Annotated in this window: 16 protein-coding genes; 4 read left to right on the top strand and 12 right to left on the bottom strand. The window is 57.6% G+C overall.

The window, feature by feature from the left end:
- Positions 1-25: 25 nt before the first annotated feature.
- From DW349_RS12370 to DW349_RS12355, 4 genes are all read right to left on the bottom strand, one after another.
- Positions 26-481 carry a DUF6691 family protein gene (locus DW349_RS12370; protein ID WP_198650452.1) on the bottom strand — a complete coding sequence of 152 codons (456 nt, stop codon included), beginning with the start codon at positions 479-481 and terminating at the stop codon, positions 26-28.
- Entirely contained in the window at positions 478-921 is a 444-nt protein-coding gene (locus tag DW349_RS12365) for a YeeE/YedE family protein (protein WP_108125027.1), read from the bottom strand. Before DW349_RS12365 ends, DW349_RS12370 begins: the two co-directional genes overlap by 4 nt.
- A 125-nt stretch (positions 922-1,046) precedes the next feature.
- Positions 1,047-1,928, bottom strand: a complete 882-nt coding sequence (locus DW349_RS12360; RefSeq protein ID WP_108125028.1) for an MBL fold metallo-hydrolase — start codon at positions 1,926-1,928, stop codon at positions 1,047-1,049.
- A gap of 81 nt (positions 1,929-2,009) precedes the next feature.
- On the bottom strand, positions 2,010-3,788 hold the full coding sequence (locus DW349_RS12355; RefSeq protein ID WP_108125029.1) for a SulP family inorganic anion transporter: 1,779 nt from the start codon (positions 3,786-3,788) through the stop codon (positions 2,010-2,012).
- 173 nt (positions 3,789-3,961) lie between these two features.
- Here DW349_RS12355 and DW349_RS12350 point away from each other — a divergent pair, with 173 nt between their 5' ends.
- On the top strand, positions 3,962-4,987 hold the full coding sequence (locus DW349_RS12350) for a DUF3080 family protein (RefSeq protein ID WP_108125030.1): 1,026 nt from the start codon (positions 3,962-3,964) through the stop codon (positions 4,985-4,987).
- 10 nt (positions 4,988-4,997) lie between these two features.
- On the opposite strand, the gene DW349_RS12345 is transcribed toward DW349_RS12350, so the two are convergent.
- The gene (locus DW349_RS12345; RefSeq protein ID WP_157954306.1) at positions 4,998-5,879 is read right to left on the bottom strand and encodes a metallophosphoesterase; all 882 of its coding nucleotides are present in this window, start codon (positions 5,877-5,879) and stop codon (positions 4,998-5,000) included.
- Positions 5,880-6,055: 176 nt separating this feature from the next.
- On the opposite strand from DW349_RS12345, the gene DW349_RS12340 reads away from it, so the two are divergent.
- Positions 6,056-6,658, top strand: a complete 603-nt coding sequence (locus DW349_RS12340; RefSeq protein WP_108125032.1) for a glutathione S-transferase family protein — start codon at positions 6,056-6,058, stop codon at positions 6,656-6,658.
- A 165-nt stretch (positions 6,659-6,823) separates the two neighbouring features.
- On the opposite strand, the gene DW349_RS12335 is transcribed toward DW349_RS12340, so the two are convergent.
- Positions 6,824-8,812, bottom strand: a complete 1,989-nt coding sequence (locus tag DW349_RS12335) for a hypothetical protein (protein ID WP_157954307.1) — start codon at positions 8,810-8,812, stop codon at positions 6,824-6,826.
- A gap of 248 nt (positions 8,813-9,060) precedes the next feature.
- Here DW349_RS12335 and DW349_RS12330 point away from each other — a divergent pair, with 248 nt between their 5' ends.
- The gene (locus DW349_RS12330) at positions 9,061-9,522 is read left to right on the top strand and encodes an acyl-CoA thioesterase (RefSeq protein ID WP_108125034.1); all 462 of its coding nucleotides are present in this window, start codon (positions 9,061-9,063) and stop codon (positions 9,520-9,522) included.
- A gap of 29 nt (positions 9,523-9,551) precedes the next feature.
- Here the strand turns inward: DW349_RS12330 and DW349_RS12325 are convergent, their stop codons facing one another.
- Positions 9,552-10,988 (bottom strand): aminotransferase-like domain-containing protein, encoded by a 1,437-nt coding sequence (locus DW349_RS12325; protein ID WP_108125035.1) that lies wholly within the window; start codon positions 10,986-10,988, stop codon positions 9,552-9,554.
- Between the two features lie 128 nt (positions 10,989-11,116).
- On the opposite strand from DW349_RS12325, the gene DW349_RS12320 reads away from it, so the two are divergent.
- Positions 11,117-12,001 carry an EamA family transporter gene (locus DW349_RS12320; protein WP_108125036.1) on the top strand — a complete coding sequence of 295 codons (885 nt, stop codon included), beginning with the start codon at positions 11,117-11,119 and terminating at the stop codon, positions 11,999-12,001.
- 15 nt (positions 12,002-12,016) lie between these two features.
- Here DW349_RS12320 and DW349_RS12315 read toward each other — a convergent pair whose 3' ends face one another.
- The 5 genes from DW349_RS12315 to DW349_RS12295 all read right to left on the bottom strand — a co-directional run bounded on the left by DW349_RS12315 (position 12,017) and on the right by DW349_RS12295 (position 18,482).
- Complete coding sequence (locus DW349_RS12315; RefSeq protein ID WP_108125037.1) at positions 12,017-13,393, bottom strand: ribonuclease J; 1,377 nt, start codon at positions 13,391-13,393, stop codon at positions 12,017-12,019.
- A 79-nt stretch (positions 13,394-13,472) separates the two neighbouring features.
- Positions 13,473-14,585 carry an ABC transporter permease gene (locus DW349_RS12310; RefSeq protein WP_108125038.1) on the bottom strand — a complete coding sequence of 371 codons (1,113 nt, stop codon included), beginning with the start codon at positions 14,583-14,585 and terminating at the stop codon, positions 13,473-13,475.
- Between the two features lie 2 nt (positions 14,586-14,587).
- Complete coding sequence (locus DW349_RS12305; protein ID WP_108125039.1) at positions 14,588-15,715, bottom strand: ABC transporter permease; 1,128 nt, start codon at positions 15,713-15,715, stop codon at positions 14,588-14,590.
- On the bottom strand, positions 15,712-17,490 hold the full coding sequence (locus tag DW349_RS12300) for an ATP-binding cassette domain-containing protein (protein WP_108125040.1): 1,779 nt from the start codon (positions 17,488-17,490) through the stop codon (positions 15,712-15,714). Before DW349_RS12300 ends, DW349_RS12305 begins: the two co-directional genes overlap by 4 nt.
- Positions 17,487-18,482: an HlyD family secretion protein gene (locus tag DW349_RS12295; protein ID WP_108125041.1), complete on the bottom strand. Its 996-nt coding sequence runs from the start codon at positions 18,480-18,482 to the stop codon at positions 17,487-17,489. Before DW349_RS12295 ends, DW349_RS12300 begins: the two co-directional genes overlap by 4 nt.
- Positions 18,483-18,565: the final 83 nt, after the last annotated feature.

Here is an 18,565-nt window from a genome sequence, read left to right as displayed (position 1 = left end):
TCAATCGGAGCAAAGCCGGTGTGGATCAGGCGCGGGCGAGTTGCGTCGTGCGCCGGTCGATGCGCGCCAGCGCCTGCTTGGTGAGCCAGGTACCGATCAGATAAGCGACGATGATGGTCACAATGCTGCTGTCGGCGAAGCTGAGCGAGGTGATCATCGGGCCGGGGCAGTACCCCGCCAGACCCCAGCCGATGCCGAAAATGATGCCGCCCAACACAATGCGGCGGTCGATCTCGGTTTTGGCCGGCAGGCGGAAATAGTCGGCCCACAGCGGATGCGCCCGTTTGAAGATCAACGGCGTCAGAATGGCGTTAACCACCAGGCCGCCGCCCATCACGAACGCCAGCGACGGATCCCACTGACCGAACACATTGAGAAAGTTGATGATCTTGGCCGGGTCGATCATCTGAGCCACCGACAGGCCCAGGCCGAACACCATGCCGGCCGCCAACGCCGCCGCTAAACGCAAGGTCTGAATCATGCGGCTACTCCCATCAGGTGACGCACTACAAAGACAGTGACAAAGGCCGTGCCCATAAAGCTGAGCGTGGCAACCAGCGAACGCGGGCTGCGCCGCGCCAACCCGCAAATGCCGTGGCCGCTGGTGCAACCGGCGCCGATGGTGGCACCAATGCCGACCAACAAACCGGCCAAAACCAGAACGCCCTGACTGACCACCGGCTGAATGTGCTCAACGCCGGGGCCAATGCCGAGCACCCGGTACAGTACGCCGCCGAGTACAAGACCGATCACAAACAGCCAGCGCCAATCAAGATCGCCACGCACCGGTTGCACCAGGCCACCGACGATGCCGGAAATGCCAGCCACTCGGCCTTGCGACCACATCAAAAAAGCGGCCGACAGGCCGATCAGGGCGCCGCCCGCCAGAGCGGACAGGGGCGTGAAGTTAATGATTTCCATCGATTCCAAACCTAAGTTAATAAACCCTAATTTAGCATTTGCTAAATTAATTGCGCAAAATAATGCGGCCAATGGCCGCCTCTTCAAGTGGGGTGTGGCGACCGATTGCTCGGTCGCCTGGCTGATCAATGCACGCGGTCGGCGCGAATGTTCAGCGGGATTTTCAGATACCGCTTGCCGTTGCTTTCCTGTTGCGGCAAATGGCCGGCTTCGATGTTCACCAGAATGCTCTGATAAATCAGCTTCGGCGCGGCCAGTTTGGCGTCGCGTTCCTCGCGGAATTTAACGAACTCGTCGGCGCTGGTGTTGCCTTTCAACTGAATGTTGCTGGCTTTTTCCTCGCCAATGGTTGATTCCCAGCGCACCGCACGGCCGTTCGGCTGATAGTCGTGGCCGGTAAAAACGCGCGTCTCATCCGGCAGGCTGTACAGATTTTCCTGGATGCCTTGATACAGCGTGCGCGCATCGCCAGCCGGGAAATCGCAACGGCCAGTACCGTAGTCGGGCATAAACAGCGCATCGCCGGTGAAGACGGCGTCTTCAATCAAATAGCTCAGGCACGCCGGTGTGTGTCCCGGTGTCGGCAGGGCTTTGATGGTCAGCGTACCGGCCGAGAAGGTTTCGAAATCTTTCAGCAAACGGTCGAATTGCTGGCCGTCGGTGACAAAAGCGTCCGGCAGGTTATAGACGCCTTTGAACACCTGTTGCACCTGACGGATGCGTTCGCTGATCGCCACTTGCAGATCGGGGAATTCATCGCGGAACAACTGGCTGGCGCTCAGGTGGTCGGCGTGGGCGTGCGTTTCCAGCACAAAGTGAAAGGTCAGGTTGTTCTGTTTACCGAAATCGACGACCTGCTGGTAACTCCGGTCGGAGACGATGCTGCCGATTGGGTTGTAGTCCAGCACCGGGTCGATGACGACGGCGTCTTTCGAGGCCGGGTCGAACACCACATAAGTGAGGGTGTTGGTGGCCTCGTCGTAAAAGGTTTCGATTTGGATGCTCATGGTTGCCTCCACGTGGGCAAGTCGTTGCTGGTCTGGCCTCAGCCAATATTAGCAAACTCTAATCAAATGTTGTGCCAACGATTAACCAGCTGATTTTTCGGGCGTTTTCGGTTCGGAATCGATGATCATGTTGCAAGGTGTTGCAACGCCCGTTTCATCGCGATGCACCCAGGCGCGGGCGGCGGCCATGGCCGGTTCGGTGTCGAGGAAAAAGTGATCCTCACCCAGGGCGGCGCTGAAGCCGGAACGGTCCATCACATCCTTAACCGGGCCTTTGATGTGGGCGATGAACAGATCGATGCCGCGCTGGCGATAATCGTGCAATAAATCGTGCAGCGCCGTGTCGGCCGAACTGTCGAGTTGGTTGATCGAACAGGCGTCCAGCACCACGGCTTGCAACGGCCAGTTCAGACGCTGCTCGGCGCGGCGGATGGTGTCTTTCAGGAAGCTGACGTTGCCGTAGTAGAACTGGGCGTCAAAGCGAATCGCCAGCACGCCGGGTTCGGTTTGGGCGTCCGGGTGGCGCTCAATGTTGCGGTACGACTGAGTGCCCGGCAGTTTGCCGAGCACGGCGTAATGCGGCCGGGTTGTTTTGATCACAAACCACAGCATGGACGCGCCGACCGCCAGGAACAGGCCATCTTTGGCGCCCAGAGCAAGCGTGGCGGCAAAGGTGAACAGCAACAAACCCAGGTCGCTGCGTTTGACCTTCCACAGATGTTTGACCTCGTGCAGATCAATCAGGCCGGCCACGGCCACCATGATTACCGCCGCGAGTGCTGCCTTAGGCAGGAAGTAAAACAACGGCGTCAAAAAGGCGAGCGACAGCGCGATCAGGCTGGCGGTGATCAACGGCGCCAGCCCGGTGTTGGCGCCCGCATTGGCGTTGACCGCCGTGCGACCAAAGCCGCCGGCAACCGGCATAGCGCGGGAAAACGAACCGACCAGATTCGCCAGGCCCAGGCCAATCAGCTCCTGGTTCGGGTTGATCTCATAGCGGCGCTCGGCGGCGTATTTACGCGCCACGGCGATGCTTTCCATAAAGCCGATCAGGGCGATGGCAATCGCCATCGGCAACAATTCCAGCGCATCGCCAATGCTGAAGGTCGGGGCACCGAAAGCCGGAAGACCCGCCGGCACATTGCCGACAACCGCCACACCGGCCTGGTCCAGCTTCAGCGCCCAGACCGCTACAGTGGTCACCGCTACGGTGATCATTGCCGCCGGTAAGGCCCGGTTCAGCCGCTTCAGCCCGATCAACAACACCAGGCTGAGCGCGCCAATGGCCAGCGTTGGCAGGTGCGTGTGCGTCCACTGCTGCGACGCTTCGAGCAGAATCTCAGCGATGTTTTCACTGCGCGGCAACGACAAGCCGAACAGATTCGACAGCTGGCTGACGGCAATAATCAACGCCGCCGCGCTGGTGAAACCGGAAATCACTGGATGCGACAAAAAGTTGGTCAGAAAACCCAACCGGAACACGCCCATGCCCAGATACACCAGACCGACCAGCAGCGACAGCAAAATGGTCAGCTCGACATAGCGTTCGGAACCCATCGGCGCCATCAGCCCAATGCCGCTGGCAACCAGCAAGGCGACCAACGCCACCGGCCCGACGGCCAACTGCCGCGAGGTGCCGAAAAAGGCGTAAACGATCATCGGCAGCACCGAAGCATAAAGGCCGATGTACGGCGGCAAACCGCCGAGCAGGGCATACGACATCGCCTGCGGCACCAGCAAGGTGGCGGTGGTGATGCCGGCCACAATGTCGCCGCGCAGCCAACTTCGTTGGTAATTGGGAATCCAGTCCAGCGCCGGAATGTAAGGGCGCAGACGGGCGGTTAAGGATGTCGATGTCATGGACAACGCCTCGGTTGTGTTGCAGTCGTCGCATCGGTTCGCCTTGGTTAGCATAGGCGAGCCGCGGGCAACCGCAGGTCTCAGTTGGTGAGCGCTATAACAAGGAGCGTGCCAATCGTTAACCGACTGAAATATAAGAAGTTTATTTGGCAATCTGGCAGGAACGTTTAGCGATGTTGCAACGTCTGTTTCGTATTGCAACAGTGTTGATACTGACGATGGCATTGGTCGGCTGTGAGCGCAGTGCCGAATCGCTGCTGGATGACTACGTCAGCCGGGTCGCCCGCGTACTGGACGCCGAACGCCCACCGTTGCAGCCGCTCAGCCTGCCGGCTTACCCCCAGCCGCGAGCGATACTGCAATACCCGCCGGACATCCGACTCGATTTGCTCGACGCCTGGGCTCTGCGCGGTTGCGAAGTCTTCGTACTGATCGGTGAGCGCAACTCCATTCTCGGCAAACTGGCCGACCCGTTGATTCGCCTCGATTACGAACGCCGCCTGCTCGACTTTTTACCGACCTGTCTGAATTCCGACATCGAACTCGACGCTGAATTGCGCACCGAACTGGAAGCCGCCCTCGCGCAAAAACGCGCCACTTTCAACCAACATTTATGGAACGCCACCCTCGCCAACCCCGACTACACCGGCTATTGGACCAACGGCAGCACAGCCATCGCCCCGCACGACAACATCGACGCCAACGGCTACGCCGCCAACCAACAGGCGTTGGCCGCACTGGTGGCGAACCCGCACGACAGTGAACTCGACGACTGGCTGACCACCATGCAGCTCACCACCCAATACCCGATGGGCGGCCACAGTCTGCAATCAATGCGTCTGGCCGTTCAGTATTTGCAGCAAGCCGAAACAATGTTGCAGGACGCCGCCGCCGACCAACGCCTGTGCCCGATGGGACCGGCAATGAAGGAATTCGATTACGCCCGAAATGTGATGGTGAATGTCTTTGTCGGCGAGGTGCAGCCCTGGCTGGGGGAGGTGGATCGGCGGTTTTTGGCGGGGTATGACAGTTTGGCAATGATGCAGTCGGTATCGGCGCTGAATAGTGATCCAATGGCGTCGTACATATTTCTGCTTGAAGAATTTCATCAACAGTATCGGGCAACCATCAGGCAGCAGGTAAGAGCGTGGGAACACCTGCTGGAACGCTGTGGTGCTTCTGTGTCCCCACGTCGTTGATGCCTGGGAATCAGCGTTGGAAATCCATCGTGTCGTGGAAGGCTATGGATGCCAGTCCATCTTCCTCTACCGTCTTGAACTGATACTCCAGTAAGTCCGGATCGCGGTGCACAATCAGCACCAAATAGCCCAGTTGCGATACACCCCAAACCCGGGGCACTTCTTTCAGGTTTCTGAGTTTCCCCGCGGCGCCACTGATTAATAAGCGGGTATTTTCCAGTTGGCCTTCGTCGCTGAGTTGATGATCGTGACCGGCAATATAGAGGTCCGTATCCCCCATTACTGTGGTGCGCAGGAAGAGCTTCATGCCCGGATTGGCGTCCCCGTGATGACCGGAGCTGAAATAGGGGTGGTGACCAAAAGCAATGCGCAATGCACAGTCAGACATGGCGGGTTCCAAGTTGTGCACCCATCGGACTTGAGCGAGGTAGCTGGCTTCTGTATCTAGGGTGATAAAGCACAGGTCGCCGCGACGTGTCGCATAATATTGGCTGGGGAAAATTACATTTTCGTGGGTTTGAGCGACGTCGATCCAGGCAGTATCGTCGGCTTTGTGATCGTGATTTCCCATTGCAATATAGAACGGCCGATCACTGAGCAGGTCTGCATAGGGAGTTAGAAACTTATCGTACAGTTGTGGGTCGTCGGCTGAGGTAATGCCATTCTCGTAAATCACGTCACCCACCATGCGCAGTTCGTCGCAACCTTCGTGCAACAACGCATCTTTGACTTGATATTGCTCGGCTTTGCCAGTGCCTGCGTCACCGAGGACGCAGATTCGATACTGGTCAGGGAGATTGCCGGGTGTATTTTCTGCCCATTCGGTCGTGCTGCTGGTACAGGCACTGAGGGCACTCATAACGAATAAAAGAGACACAACAATAGGTTTCAATGACAGACCTGCGACGACGTATGAGTGAATATTCAATTTGAATGTAGCTAAATCGCAGCGTATCGCTATTGGAGCGTGGATTCCACGTTGAACGGTGTTGTCACAATTAACTGAAACCATGGGCCGGGATTGATACGAACACTGGCGTTTATAAAACTCTTCAGCGAGGCCTCGATATGATGACTCTATTGGGAAGAAGCACGTCCATTAATGTCCGGAAAATTCTCTGGTGTCTGGACATCCTGGAGTGTCCGTTTCAGCACATCGAACAGCCAGATGTACAAACATTGGCGACATTGAACCCTAACCGCCTGGTGCCCGTATTAACGGATGGTGATTTTAGCCTGTGGGAATCGAACGCCATTCTGCGGTATCTGGCGAGACGGTTTCCAGACAGTGATCTGTACCCATCAACACCGACTGTGCGATCGCTGATTGATCAATGGTTGGATTGGCAGCTCGCGGAATTTAACAGCGCTTGGGTGTATGCGTTCCAGGCCAGGGTTCGAAATAACCCCGATTTTCAGAACGCTGATTTGATTGAACAATCGGTCCGTAACTGGAATGACAAGGTAGCGCTGCTGAATGATCAATTGGCTGATAAAGACTTTGTGACTGGCGCGCAATTTCGGGTCTGCGACATCGCATTGGCACTGTCGGTGAATCGCTGGTACGAGTCCATCGGTCAAATTGGCCGGTTCGCCCATATCGACGCTTATTTTCGTCGCTGCGCGGCACAAAAAGGTTTTACTGACTGGGTGGCCAACGGCGTGGCTTGATGCCGCCTGGCTGGCGTCCGATTACCGCTTTGGCCTTGCAGATCGGCAACAGCGATTCAGTGTGGCCGATCAATCAGAGCAGGGTGAGCAATACAATGGAGGATCGGAGTCAAATGAGCACGAGGCGCATTGATAACTCCGATCCTGCCCCTGGTTAATGAGCGTTTAGTTAGCCGGTTCTGTGCTGAAGTAGGATGTCAGCTGCTCAGTCAATGTTTTCAGAGCGACGCCATTGAGCAGGTAGTCATTGTCATAGTCGGTCGCTTCGTCGATTACAGCCCACAATACCGGCTCGTCAACGGCATCGCCGACATCGACCAATGCAATCGCATCCATTCCGTACTCGTAGGCCTGCAAGCGATCAATGACAATCGCTTCTTTGCCATGCCAATCGGCATGGCGCTGCCATTTGAGTTGGCCTGCGAAATTGACGTCTTTTACCGGCTCATAGTCTTCGTAATACCACCGAATTAACGCAGCGGTTCCACTGGATTGACCCGCCTCAGACGGATTGAACTTGATCTGATAAATGTAAAGGTCGTCTGCATTGTTTAAGTAACCCCAGCCTTCAATACCAAGATTGGTATTGTTCAGGGTAAACAGATCATCCAACGCTGAAAACGTGACATCGCAGGTGACGTCATCACATTCGTTATTGTCAGGGAGTACCATGACATCATCGTAAGGGCTTATCAGAGTTTGACTGTCGGTCTGTGTGAACTGAACCCAGTAGCCAACGGAATCGTCAGGAAAGGTCAGGTTGGCGTTGAACGGTGTGGCTGCCGATTCCAGTATTCCGCTTTCATCGGCTGACATTCGGTCCAGAATATCAACCAGTGTTTCGCCGGCAACACTCTTCTCCCGAATTGATACGGGTATCGTTAACGTATCGATTTTTTCGGCAAAGGGTTGGATGTTAGCCAGGGTCCAGCTGGCTGGATCTGTCGACGGAATTTCCTTCAGGTAAACGGTATGGCTGCTGTAGGAGCCGTCTTCATTGATGGTGCTTTTGCGCCAGATGCCACTGTATTCCACTCGCTCAAATTGGTCGTTGTTATCCAGCAACCAGATGACATCTTCATAGTCATCCACGTAGTCGTCATCGTCCTCAGTAGTGGTGAGATTACCGTTTTGATCAAATTCATAAAAAGTTTCCAATACGCTGAGCGCATTGCTGTTGTCGGGTGTGCTGACTTCCCAGGTTTCAAAGCACACTACGCTGGAGTTAGCTTCGCACCAGCTGGCTGGGAAGATCGTCAGTTCACCAAAACCCTGTCGGAACAGTGTGGTGATCTCAGCGGGTGTCAGGTTATCGGAGGCCAGTTGGTTCAGTTGTATTTGGGTCTGTTCAACAGACGCATCGGCCTCCAGTGTTGAGCGGAGATCATTGATCAAAAGCTGTTGCTGAGTGGCGTCATTTTCTAATGCTGCCAGCACCAGTTTTCGTAAGTTATTGCTCTCTTCCGTATTTCTGGTGATGGCCCGTGTGAGCGTTAACTCAACAGCGTTTGCCTGCTGTACTGCATCTCCCCCGGCGGCTTGAAGATTACCTTCCAGATTGAATTTGGTTTCGCCCATTACGTCGGCAACCAGTTGGGCGATGCGGTGCAGTTTTTCGGCGGATGGGTCACCTTGTTCGCTGTTGGATACAAAATCCTCGAGCAGGTTTTCCGGGTTTTCCTGACCAAATGCCAGCGCGTATCGTTCAAGCGCCGCTGCCTCACTCAGGTTCGGGTCGAGTTGCAGGGTTCGGGCAATCAGCGTTGTGATGGGGGATACAAAGGCTTCATGGCCTTTGGGTGTGGTTAATTTATAGGGCCGGGTTACGAAGCTGTTGTCGTCTTCATCCTGAGCGTTGACGGAAACTTCAACCAGCAATTGGCCTTGTTCATATTGCTGTCTGGTGATGTCTTCCAGGCGGTAATGCCCGCCGGCGAGGGTGATTGTATCGGGTTCGTTGTCGTCACAATTGGCGTTGTTGTTCAGGTCCAGACAAACCAGTGCGCCCACCAGGTAGCCATCGGCGACGCGTCCTTCGAGCGTCATTTTGGCTCCGGTTTCAGGGTTGGACCCGCCACTGTCGCCGGGTGTGCACCCGGCCGTCATCAGTAATGCCGCTAAAGGTAAGGTAAGGGGTAAGGTAAGGTGCTTCATAAGATCCTCTTCACAATCCGTATGATGTTCAGGCCGGGTTGAGGTCGAACTCCCGGTATTCGCCGGCTGTGGGTATGGGCCGCTATTCCCTGGTCGTCCCACAGGTTGGCGTGAGCGGATTATATGAAAACGCCAAAAAATTGACACCTTAAAGAGTGAATGGCGTCTGATTTTGGGCGGAAGAGGGTTTTTCTTTAAATATGTAGGGTGCGAGCCGGTTTCGGTAAGCTTCGGATTAACGGTTGCAAATGGACGCCAAAATGCTGGAAGACTTCAAAAACACCTACCCCGTCATCATCGAACTACCCGTTCAATGGGGTGATATGGACGCTTTTAACCACGTCAACAACGTCGTTTATTTCCGCTACTTCGAAAACGCCCGCATTGCGTATTTCGAACGCACGCCGGTGTTTGATGAGATGAAAACGAATGGCGTCGGGCCGGTGGTTGGGCACACGGAGTGTCGTTACCGGCGGCCGCTGACGTATCCGGATCGCATCTTTGTTGGTGCCCGTACGTTGAGTATTCAGGAACATGGTTTTGTGCACGAATACGCGGTGTTCAGTGAGCGGCAGCAGACGATTACGACCGATGGTAAAGCGCGCATTGTGTTGTTTAACGGTCGCAGCAATCAGAAAGAAAACGTCAGCGATTCGATTCGTGCATTTTTGGTAAAACTGGAAGGCCGGGCGTTGTCGGACGAGGAATAATACGGCCGGTATTGATCGCGGGTTTTTATTCAACCCGTGTCTGTTTTTGGTGCAACTTTATGCCGAATTAATTCACACAGTTGAGTCAGTTGTTGGTGTGTTTGCGTCGGTTGTTGGTCGGCGTCGAACAGCGCCCAACCGGCGTTGATGCGCAGGCAATCCTGGTAGCTGTTGTGGGTGGTGAAGCAACGGCCGCTGCGGATATCGATACCGTCTTTTAACGCTTCGCGCTGCAACGCATCGGTGTCCAATCCTGGTACGTGCAACCACAGCACCAGGCCACCGCCGGGCTGGCTGCAACGGGCTTCGCTCGGTAGCTGCTGTTGCAGAAACTGTTGGTACTGGCCGAGTTGTTGTTGCAGTTTTGGTCGCAGCGTTTGTAAGTGCTGGCGGTAGTCGCCGGTGGCAAAAAACTCTGCCACACAGGCCTGAATAAGCGTGCTGGTGCCCAGGTTGGTACGGCCGTGAAATTCGGCGCATTGCTGGTAAAAGCGACCGGGTAAGCACCAGCCCAATCGCATCCCCGGCGACAGCGTTTTCGAGATCGAACTGCACCATAAAATCCAGCCGTGTTTATCCCAATATTTCGCCGGCATCGGGTTGTGTTTTTGAAAACCTAGATCCTGATAAATGTCGTCTTCGATGATCGGAATTTGATACTGGTTTGCCAGCTCCGCCAGTGCCTGTTTTTGTTCGTTGGGCAGCGTAATGCCAAGCGGGTTGATGTGGTTGGTGCTCAATAACGCAGCGCGGATGCGGCCTTCTTTCATGCAGGTTTCCAGCGCGTCCAGATCCAGGCCCTGGTGCGTGAGCGGGATTTCGATGATGTTGCGCGACAGCGTGCTGAGCAAATCCAGTAAGCCGTTAAAGCAGGGCGAACTGACCGCCAGGGTGTCGCCGGGTTGGGTGAGAGTTTCCACCGCCAGCCGGACTGCGCTCATGCAGCAGTGGGTGACAATCAAGTCGTAGGCGTGAACCGGAAAGTGTTGGTCGCGAAAGTGCTGGGCGATGGCGTTGCGAACGGAAGTCGTGCCGCTGAAATCGGAATACTGCAACAGGCTTTGGGCGTTGCGTTGGGTGACGCGTTTTAGTGTGCGTTGCAATGGCACCGCTGGTAGCAACTCGGGCGACAACACCGCTATGCCCAGCGGCGCAAAGCCTTCGCTGGGTCGGTTGTAGCCCAGTTGTGGCGCGTTGCGGCGCGGGTCGCGACGTTCCAGCGTCTGGTTCGAGAGCGTCGGGAATTCAACAATCTGCGCCCGGTTGGAGACGAAGTAGCCCGACTGCGGGCGGGAATAAATCCAGCCGCTTTCCTGCAAATAGTCGTAGGCCTTGGTGGCGGTGGTCATGCTCACCGCTTGCTGTTTGGCGAGCGTGCGCAAGGCGGGCAGGCGCGAACCTTCTGGCAGGCGTTGGGCCTGAATGTCGTCGATCAATCGCTGCGCCAGGTTCAGATACAGCGCCATGCGGAACTCCATCAGCGGTTAGCTTGCACAAAATTGTACTCACATTTTTGTCGATAATTGAATCTGTATTCTTTTTTGGCTCACAACGACACTGCGTCTGTCTTCATTCACGGTCGAGATCAATTCAAATGAAACGTTTGGATGCGGTGTTGTTGGTGCTGTTGATGGCACTGTGGGGCTTTAATTTCAGCATCATCAAACTGGGGGTGAACAGCGTGAACCCCTTGGTGTTGACGGCGTTGCGCTTCAGCTTTGCGGTGTTCCCGGTGATTTTTTTCATTCCGCGCCCGGCAGTGCAATGGCGCTATCTGGTGATGTACGGGCTGTCGTTCGGTGTCGGTGTTTGGGGGTTGACCACGCTGGCGGTGCACGCCGGCAACAGCCTGGGCATGACGTCTTTGCTGCTCGATATGAGCGTGGTCAGCGCCTTGCTGCTCGGTTGGCTGGTGCTGAAAGAGACCATCACGGCGGCCAAGTTGATTGGCAGTGCCACGGCGCTGCTGGGCTTGGCGGTGATCATCTATTTCGACGACGGCATGGTGACGCCATTGGGCCTGGTGCTGGTGTTGGCGGCCTCGACGTTCTGGACGGTGAACAACCTCATCGTCAAGTTGTCGGGCACGCGTTCGGTGTTTGCGTTCAATGTCTGGTCGATGTTGTTTGCGCCGGTGCCGCTGCTGGTCTTGGCGGTGGTGATTTATGGCCCCGAGGTCGTGCTGCACCTGCCGCAACAGATGACGGCCGGTGCCTGGTTTTCAGCACTGTTTCAGGCTTACCCGACCACGCTGCTGGGCTATTGGTTCTGGAACAAGATGATCGTGCGTTACTCGATCAGTCTGCTGGCGCCGATCAATTTGCTGGTGGTGGTGTTTGGCATTCTGGGCGGCGTGCTGTTCTGGGGCGAAGTTATCGAATGGCCGCATGTGGTCGCCACGGTGTTGATTCTGGGCGGCATTCTGATCAGCCAGATGAATATCCGTTGGGCGATGTTGCGGGCTAAGCCGGTGGCTTGACGGCGGACGATGCGATCAGTCGGTTTCGGCCACCGTTGGTTTGACCGGAATCAGGGCGTCTCGGTCCCAACCCAGACGCCCGGTGGCGACGGCCTGGCGGCGCACGCCTTTGACCGGGGCGATGAAAAACAGATCGCCGTTTTCTCCGGTCAGTTGTTGCTTCACACCCGCGTCGCGTGCGATGCGGGCGTTGGCCACCATGTGCTCGGTTTCGCCGTGTACGGGTATTGCCAGTTTGGGTTGCACCCAGCGGTACATCTGCGCCAGTTCGTCGCGCGCCGGGTGGCCGGAGGCGTGAATGGGCAGGGCGAATTCGTCGGCGGTGATGACCTGAATATCGCGCTGTTTCAATAAAGCGATTAAGGCTTCGACCGGCTTTTCATTGCCGGGAATGATGCGTGAACTGAACACCACCGTGTCGCCGGCATCGAGCGTGAGTTCCGGGTGGTTATCGCGCGCCAGTTTGTGCAAGGCCGCGCGCGGTTCGCCCTGGCTGCCGGTGGCGATGGCAAGAAAATTCTGGCGGGGGAAATAGCCCAGATCGAAACTGTCGATGAACTTGGGCATGTTCGACCAGTAACCGCTGGCGCGCGCTGCCGACACCATGTTGTGCAGCGATCGGCCCAGTAACCCAACTTGCCGGCCGCTGTCGTCGGCGATCTTCATCAGTGTTTTCAAGCGCGCCACATTGCTGGCAAAACAACTGACGACGACGCGGCCCTGGGCGTTGTCGACGATCTGCTTCAAACCTTCGTACAACGCTGCTTCCGAGGTGGAATGACCATCGACCAAGGCGTTGGTGGAATCGCACACCATGGCGTCGGGTTCTTCCAATGCCAGGCGTTGATAGGGTTCGGCGTTGAAGGCTGGGCCGACCACTGGGGCCGGGTCGAGTTTCCAGTCGGCGGTGTGAAACACGCTGCCGACGGGGGTGCGAATCATCAGCGCCTGCGGTTCGGGAATGGAGTGGGTGATGCTCAGCCATTCAACGTTGAACGGGCCGATCTGCCGGCGCTCGCCGGGTTTGACCACGTGCACCGGCACCTTGCCGGCCAGGTTCACCTCCATCAATTTGCGTTGCAGGATTTGAGCGGTGAAGGCGGTGGTGTAAATCGGTGCGCGCAAACGGCGCCACAAGTACGGAATGGCGCCAATGTGGTCTTCGTGGGCGTGGGTGATGACGATGCCGGCGAGGTGTTCGGCGCGTTCGGCGATGAAGGCCGGGTCGGGCATTTGTACGTGCGGGTCGGTGGTGTTGTTCCAATCGGCGAAGGTGACGCCGCAATCGACCATCAGCCAGGCGTCGTCGTGTCCATAGAGGTTCAGGTTCATGCCGATTTCACCGCTGCCGCCGAGTGGCAGGAACCAGAAATCTTGACTGTCAGGCGTCATACATCACTGAATTTGAGAGTGCGGCGATAGTGTAGCGGGTAACAGCGCGCATTGTGAGGCTGGGACATTGCCGCCCAGCTCAGGATAACCGGTGCCGGAACAGCCAGGCGGCCATCGGCAGGGTGACCGCCGCGATGCTGAGCAAGGGCACAAAGTTGAACGCCACCTCGCTGAAGGTCGCGCCTTCAAGGTAGACGCGCCGCACCAGATCGATACCAAAACGCAATGGGTTGACGTAGGTGGCAATCTGCAACACCTCGGGCATGTTGCGGATCGGCGTCAGCAATCCCGAGAGCAACGTCAGCGGCATCACCAGCATGAAGGTGTAGAGCATGGCTTGTTGCATGGTCAGCGACAGCGCCGAGATCGATAGGCCGATGCCCACTGCCGCTGTGGTGAAGCTGAGCAAACCCAGATACAGCAACCAGAACGAGCCGTTCATCGGAATCTGAAACCAGAACAGGATGATCAGCAGAATGACGGTCGATTGCACCATGCCCGCCAAAATCGATGGCAGCGCTTTGCCGATCAGAATTTGCAGCGGCGTTAACGGCGTGACCAGGAGTTGATCGAAGGTGCCCTGTTCGCGTTCGCGCGCTACCGACAGCGCCGCCAGTAGTAAGGTTTGGATCATGCTTAACGAGGCAATCAGCGCCGGCATGATGTTCCAGCGCGACGCCAGATTGGGGTTGAACCAGGCGCGGCGTTCAATGGTCAGCGGCGATGTCTGGCCCAGACCGGCGTTGTATTCCGACACCAGCGCAGTGACGTAAGCCGACGCCAGAGCCGCCGTGGACGAATTGCGGCCGTCCAATATGACCTGCAACGGCGCGCTCTGATGCGACGCCAACAGCGCATCGAAATTGGCTGGAATGGACAACGCCAGCAAGGCGTCGCCGCTGTCGATGACGCCGGCAATCTGGTCGCTTGAGGTCAGCGTTGCGATGCGGTGAAACACGCCAGTGCCGTCGAGGCTTGCCAGCAATTCGGTCGAGGCTTCGCCGTGGCTTTGGTCGAGCACGGCGTACGGCACGTTGGTGAGATCGTACGTTGCGCCGTAGCCGAACAGCAGCGATTGCAAAATGGCCGGCATCACCAGCAGCGCCCGACTGGACGGATCTTTCACCAGGGTCAGCAATTCTTTGCGGAACAGGGCGAGGGTTTGCACGACGGTTTGAATCCAACTGGGCATGGTCAATCCAAAGTCTTGCGCAGGGCGCGTCGGGTGGCGGCGATCAGCACCAGGGCGTAGAGCGTCAGGATGCCGCAGTCGCGCAGGATGTCGTGCCAGACATTGCCGGCCATAAACAGGGTTTTGATCAGACCCATAAAATGCGACGCCGGCAACAGCTTGCTGATCAATTGAATCACCCAGGGCACGTTGCGCAGGTCGAACACGAAACCCGACAACATCAGCGCCGGCATAAAACTCACCAGCAACGCCAACTGGCTGGCGGCGAACTGATTTTTGGTGACGGCGGAAATCAGCAGCCCCATCAGCAACGACACAATCAGATACAGCAGTGACGCAAAAATAATGATGCCCAGCGAACCGCGCATCGGCACGTGAAACAGAAATTTGCTGGCGAGCAGACACAGGCTGAGGTCGATGGCGCCGATGACGATGTACGGCGCCAGCTTGGCCAGCACCAGTTCCAGCGGCCGCACCGGCGTGACGAACAGCGATTCCAGCGTGCCGCGCTCCCATTCGCGTGCGACTAACAAGGACGTTAGAAACGCGCCGATCAAGGTCATCACCAGCACGATCAAACCCGGCACCAGATACCAGGTGCTGATGCCCGATTCGTTGAACCAGGTGCGCTGCACGATATCTACGCGGGCGATGGGTTGCACGGGGTTGCCGAGCCGATCCAATTGGTGCTGCGTGCTGACGTTCAACGCGCCGGCGACATAGCCTTCAATGGCGGTCGCCATGTTGGAATCGACGCCGTTGAGGATCAGTTGCAGTTGGGCGTCGCCTTGCGCCAGGCGCGCTGAAAAATCGCTCGGCACCCGCAGAATGGCGTCGGTGTCGCCGGCGATCATCGTCGCTTCCGCTTCGGGCATGCTGGCCGCCCAACTGGGGCTGATATAGGCCGAGCCGGTTAAGCCGGCAACGGCGTTGCGTGCGGTGGGCGAGGTGTCGTCGAGCACCAGGGTGACGCGGGCGTCGGTGACATCGAATGACAGGCCGTAGCCGAACAACAGAATCAACACCACCGGCAACAGCAAGCCGACGAACAGATTGCTGCGGTCGCGCAACATCTGGCGGCTTTCTTTGCGCACCAAGGCTTGCAGACGTGTGACGAAACCGGCGTTCATGCGTCCACCTCGGCGTGCGCGAGTTGAGCGCGGCTGTTTTCAACAATGGCGATGAAGGCGCTGTTCATGTCGCTCGAGCCGGCATCACCGCCTTGCTGACGCACCTCGCGTGGCGTGCCCAGCGCCAGCACTTTGCCGGCGTCCTGAATGGCGATGCGGTCGCAGTATTCGGCTTCTTCCATAAAGTGCGTGGTGACGATGATGGTGACGCCGCTGTTCGCCAATTGCGTGATGGTGCGCCAAAAACTGCGCCGCGCCAGCGGATCGATGCCGCTGGTCGGTTCGTCCAGAAACAGAATGTCGGGTTGGTGAATCAACGCTGCCGCCATCGCCAGGCGCTGTTTAAAACCCGCCGGCATCAGGCCGCTGCGAACCTTGGCGTCGAGTTCAAATTGTTGCAGCGATTCGGTGACGCGCCGCCGCAAATGTTTGCCCGCCAAACCGTAACTGCCACCGAAAAATGTCAGGTTTTCGCGCACCGATAAATTGCCGTACAAAGAAAATTTTTGCGCCACATAACCGATGTGACCACGCGCCTTGGCGCGCGCTGTGCGCAGGTTTTGGCCGGCGACTTCCAAATGCCCGCTGGTCGCCGGCAGCAGACCGCACAGCATGCGAAAGGTGGTGGTTTTGCCGGCGCCGTTGGGGCCGAGTAAACCGAAAATTTCGCCGCGACGGACGCTGAATGAAGTGCTGGCGACGGCGGTGAAATCGCCAAATTTCCGCACCAGATCGCGCACTTCAATGATGGGGCGCTCGGCGTCGGTTGCAGGTATTTGTTCTGCCGCTGTTGTGGCTTGGAAATCCAGTTCGGCGGCGCGGCTTTCCTCGGTTTCGTGCTGGCGCAGCAGCATCATAAAGGCGTCTTCGAGTTCTTCCGGGCGCGGCTCTACAGCCAGGTTTCCAAGCAAGGGTTTCAATTGCGCAAGATTGACGTCGGCGCGGCGGATAAAGCGAACGTCGCCGCCTTGGGGTACAGCGTCGATGATGTGATCGGTGGCGCGAATCAGTTGGGCTTGCAGTTCGCGCGCGGGCGTGCCGGCGGCGGGCGTGACGGTGTAAGTCAGGCCTTTGGCCCGGTGCCGCAGCGAATCGGGCGAGCCGGATGCCAGCAGTTGGCCCTGGTTCATCACCATGACGTTGGCGCAGCGTTCGGCTTCGTCCATGTAGGCGGTGCTGACCACGACGCTCAATTGTTCGCTCTCGACCAATTGCAGGATGATTTTCCACAGATCGCGGCGCGACAGCGGGTCCACACCTACGCTGGGCTCGTCCAACAGCAGCAGATCGGGTGAGCGCACTAAGGTGCAGGCGAGGCCCAGTTTTTGTTTCATGCCGCCGGAGAGGTTGCCGGCGGTGCGGTCGGTGAAGCGTGCCATGTCGGTCATGGCGAGCATGCGCGCGAAGCGTTCTTCGCGTACCTCGGCGGGCACGCCGTGCAGGTCGGCGTAGAGGTCGAGGTTTTCCTGGACGCTCAAATCTTCATACAGGCCAAACCGCTGCGGCATGTAGCTGATGCGGTTTTGAATGGCTTGTGTCTGGGTGGTGATGTCGAGATCAAACATCGTCAATTGGCCGCGATCCGGTTTCAGCAAGCCGGCCATCATGCGCATCAAGGTGGTTTTACCGGCGCCGTCCGGGCCGACCAGCGCGGTCAGTTCGCCGGCGTGAACCGTCAGCGAAATGTCCTGGACCGCAATGGTGTCGTCGCCGTTTTTATTGGCGAAGGTTTTGCCCAGGTGATCGGCGGCCACCAGCACGCCGGCGTGATTCATGATTCAGTCCGGGCCTGCAATTGCACGCTGGCCGGTTGACCCAGGCGCAGGCGGTCATCCGGGTCGTCCACCACCACCCGCACTTCGTACACCAGGCTGGTGCGCAGTTCGGTGGTCTGCACCGGCTTCGGTGTGAATTCGGCGACTGAAGAGATGTACCCAACCCGGCCAGACAGTGCCGGCAACGCATCGTCGGTCAGAACGTCGGCGGGCATGCCCGGTTGAATAAGGCTGAGATTCGGTTCGTCGATGTACACCCGTATCCATTTGGGTTCGGTCAGCGCCAGTGCGAAGACGGCCGATTGCGGCGTCACAATGTCGCCCGGTTCGTGCAGGCGCGAACGCACTACGGCGTCTACCGGGGCGCGCAGTTGGCCTTGGTCGATCTGGTGTTGCAGCAGCGCCAGTTGGGCTTCGGCGGCGCTCAGTGCGGCTTGGGCGGCGGCCACTTCCTCGGCTCGCGGGCCGGCTTCGGCCTGGGCCAGCACGGCGCGTAATTCGTCGACTTTGGCGTTGGCGATTTGGGCATTGGCGCGAGCCAGATCGACATTCTGGGCGCTGGCCGCGCCGCTGTCGGACGCTTGCAGGCGAACCGAGCGCGACAGTTCCCGTTCGGCCTGAGCCGCCGAGGCTTCGGCCGACGCCAGTTGCGCCCGGGCACGGGCGATTTCTTCCGGCCGGGTGCCGCGCTGCAATTGCAGCAGGCTTTGGCGACGCACTTCCACTTCGGCCCGGGCCTGATCGGCTTGCAGCGCCAGCGTGCTGGTGTCGAGCACGCCCATCAGGTCGCCCTGCTGAACATGGTCGCCTTCTTCGACGCGCAATTCGGCGATGCGGCCGCTGCCATCGAAAGCGAGCGATACCTGACGGATATCGACGTTGCCGTGCAGCGTAAGACCGCTGCTGGCGGCATTGGGGCTTTGCGTCCACCACACACTCAGGCCGACCACAGCGACGATGACAATCATGATGATTAAGGGTCTTTTCGGCATGGCTGGCTCCGTGACAGGTTGGTGATGGGCGCGCAGTTGCTCTGCTGGCCGCTTTAAGTTTAAATTAAATTTAATTTAATCTA

This window comes from Saccharospirillum mangrovi (genome assembly GCF_003367315.1).
In the GTDB taxonomy this organism is placed as follows: Bacteria; Pseudomonadota; Gammaproteobacteria; order Pseudomonadales; family Natronospirillaceae; genus Saccharospirillum; species Saccharospirillum mangrovi.
This window is presented reverse-complemented; position numbering and strand designations above follow the sequence as displayed.

What these genes read in the sequence shown, in the direction of transcription:
- DW349_RS12360 (WP_108125028.1), bottom strand. Translation starts at nt 1,928, where the DNA reads ATGAGCATCCAAATCGAAACCTTTTACGACGAGGCCACCAACACCCTC.
- DW349_RS12325 (WP_108125035.1), bottom strand. Translation starts at nt 10,988, where the DNA reads ATGGCGCTGTATCTGAACCTGGCGCAGCGATTGATCGACGACATTCAG.
- DW349_RS12350 (WP_108125030.1), top strand. Translation starts at nt 3,962, where the DNA reads ATGTTGCAACGTCTGTTTCGTATTGCAACAGTGTTGATACTGACGATG.
- DW349_RS12315 (WP_108125037.1), bottom strand. Translation starts at nt 13,393, where the DNA reads ATGACGCCTGACAGTCAAGATTTCTGGTTCCTGCCACTCGGCGGCAGC.
- DW349_RS12365 (WP_108125027.1), bottom strand. Translation starts at nt 921, where the DNA reads ATGGAAATCATTAACTTCACGCCCCTGTCCGCTCTGGCGGGCGGCGCC.
- DW349_RS12320 (WP_108125036.1), top strand. Translation starts at nt 11,117, where the DNA reads ATGAAACGTTTGGATGCGGTGTTGTTGGTGCTGTTGATGGCACTGTGG.
- DW349_RS12305 (WP_108125039.1), bottom strand. Translation starts at nt 15,715, where the DNA reads ATGAACGCCGGTTTCGTCACACGTCTGCAAGCCTTGGTGCGCAAAGAA.
- DW349_RS12310 (WP_108125038.1), bottom strand. Translation starts at nt 14,585, where the DNA reads ATGCCCAGTTGGATTCAAACCGTCGTGCAAACCCTCGCCCTGTTCCGC.
- DW349_RS12355 (WP_108125029.1), bottom strand. Translation starts at nt 3,788, where the DNA reads ATGACATCGACATCCTTAACCGCCCGTCTGCGCCCTTACATTCCGGCG.
- DW349_RS12300 (WP_108125040.1), bottom strand. Translation starts at nt 17,490, where the DNA reads ATGAATCACGCCGGCGTGCTGGTGGCCGCCGATCACCTGGGCAAAACC.
- DW349_RS12295 (WP_108125041.1), bottom strand. Translation starts at nt 18,482, where the DNA reads ATGCCGAAAAGACCCTTAATCATCATGATTGTCATCGTCGCTGTGGTC.
- DW349_RS12370 (WP_198650452.1), bottom strand. Translation starts at nt 481, where the DNA reads ATGATTCAGACCTTGCGTTTAGCGGCGGCGTTGGCGGCCGGCATGGTG.
- DW349_RS12335 (WP_157954307.1), bottom strand. Translation starts at nt 8,812, where the DNA reads ATGAAGCACCTTACCTTACCCCTTACCTTACCTTTAGCGGCATTACTG.
- DW349_RS12340 (WP_108125032.1), top strand. Translation starts at nt 6,056, where the DNA reads ATGATGACTCTATTGGGAAGAAGCACGTCCATTAATGTCCGGAAAATT.
- DW349_RS12330 (WP_108125034.1), top strand. Translation starts at nt 9,061, where the DNA reads ATGGACGCCAAAATGCTGGAAGACTTCAAAAACACCTACCCCGTCATC.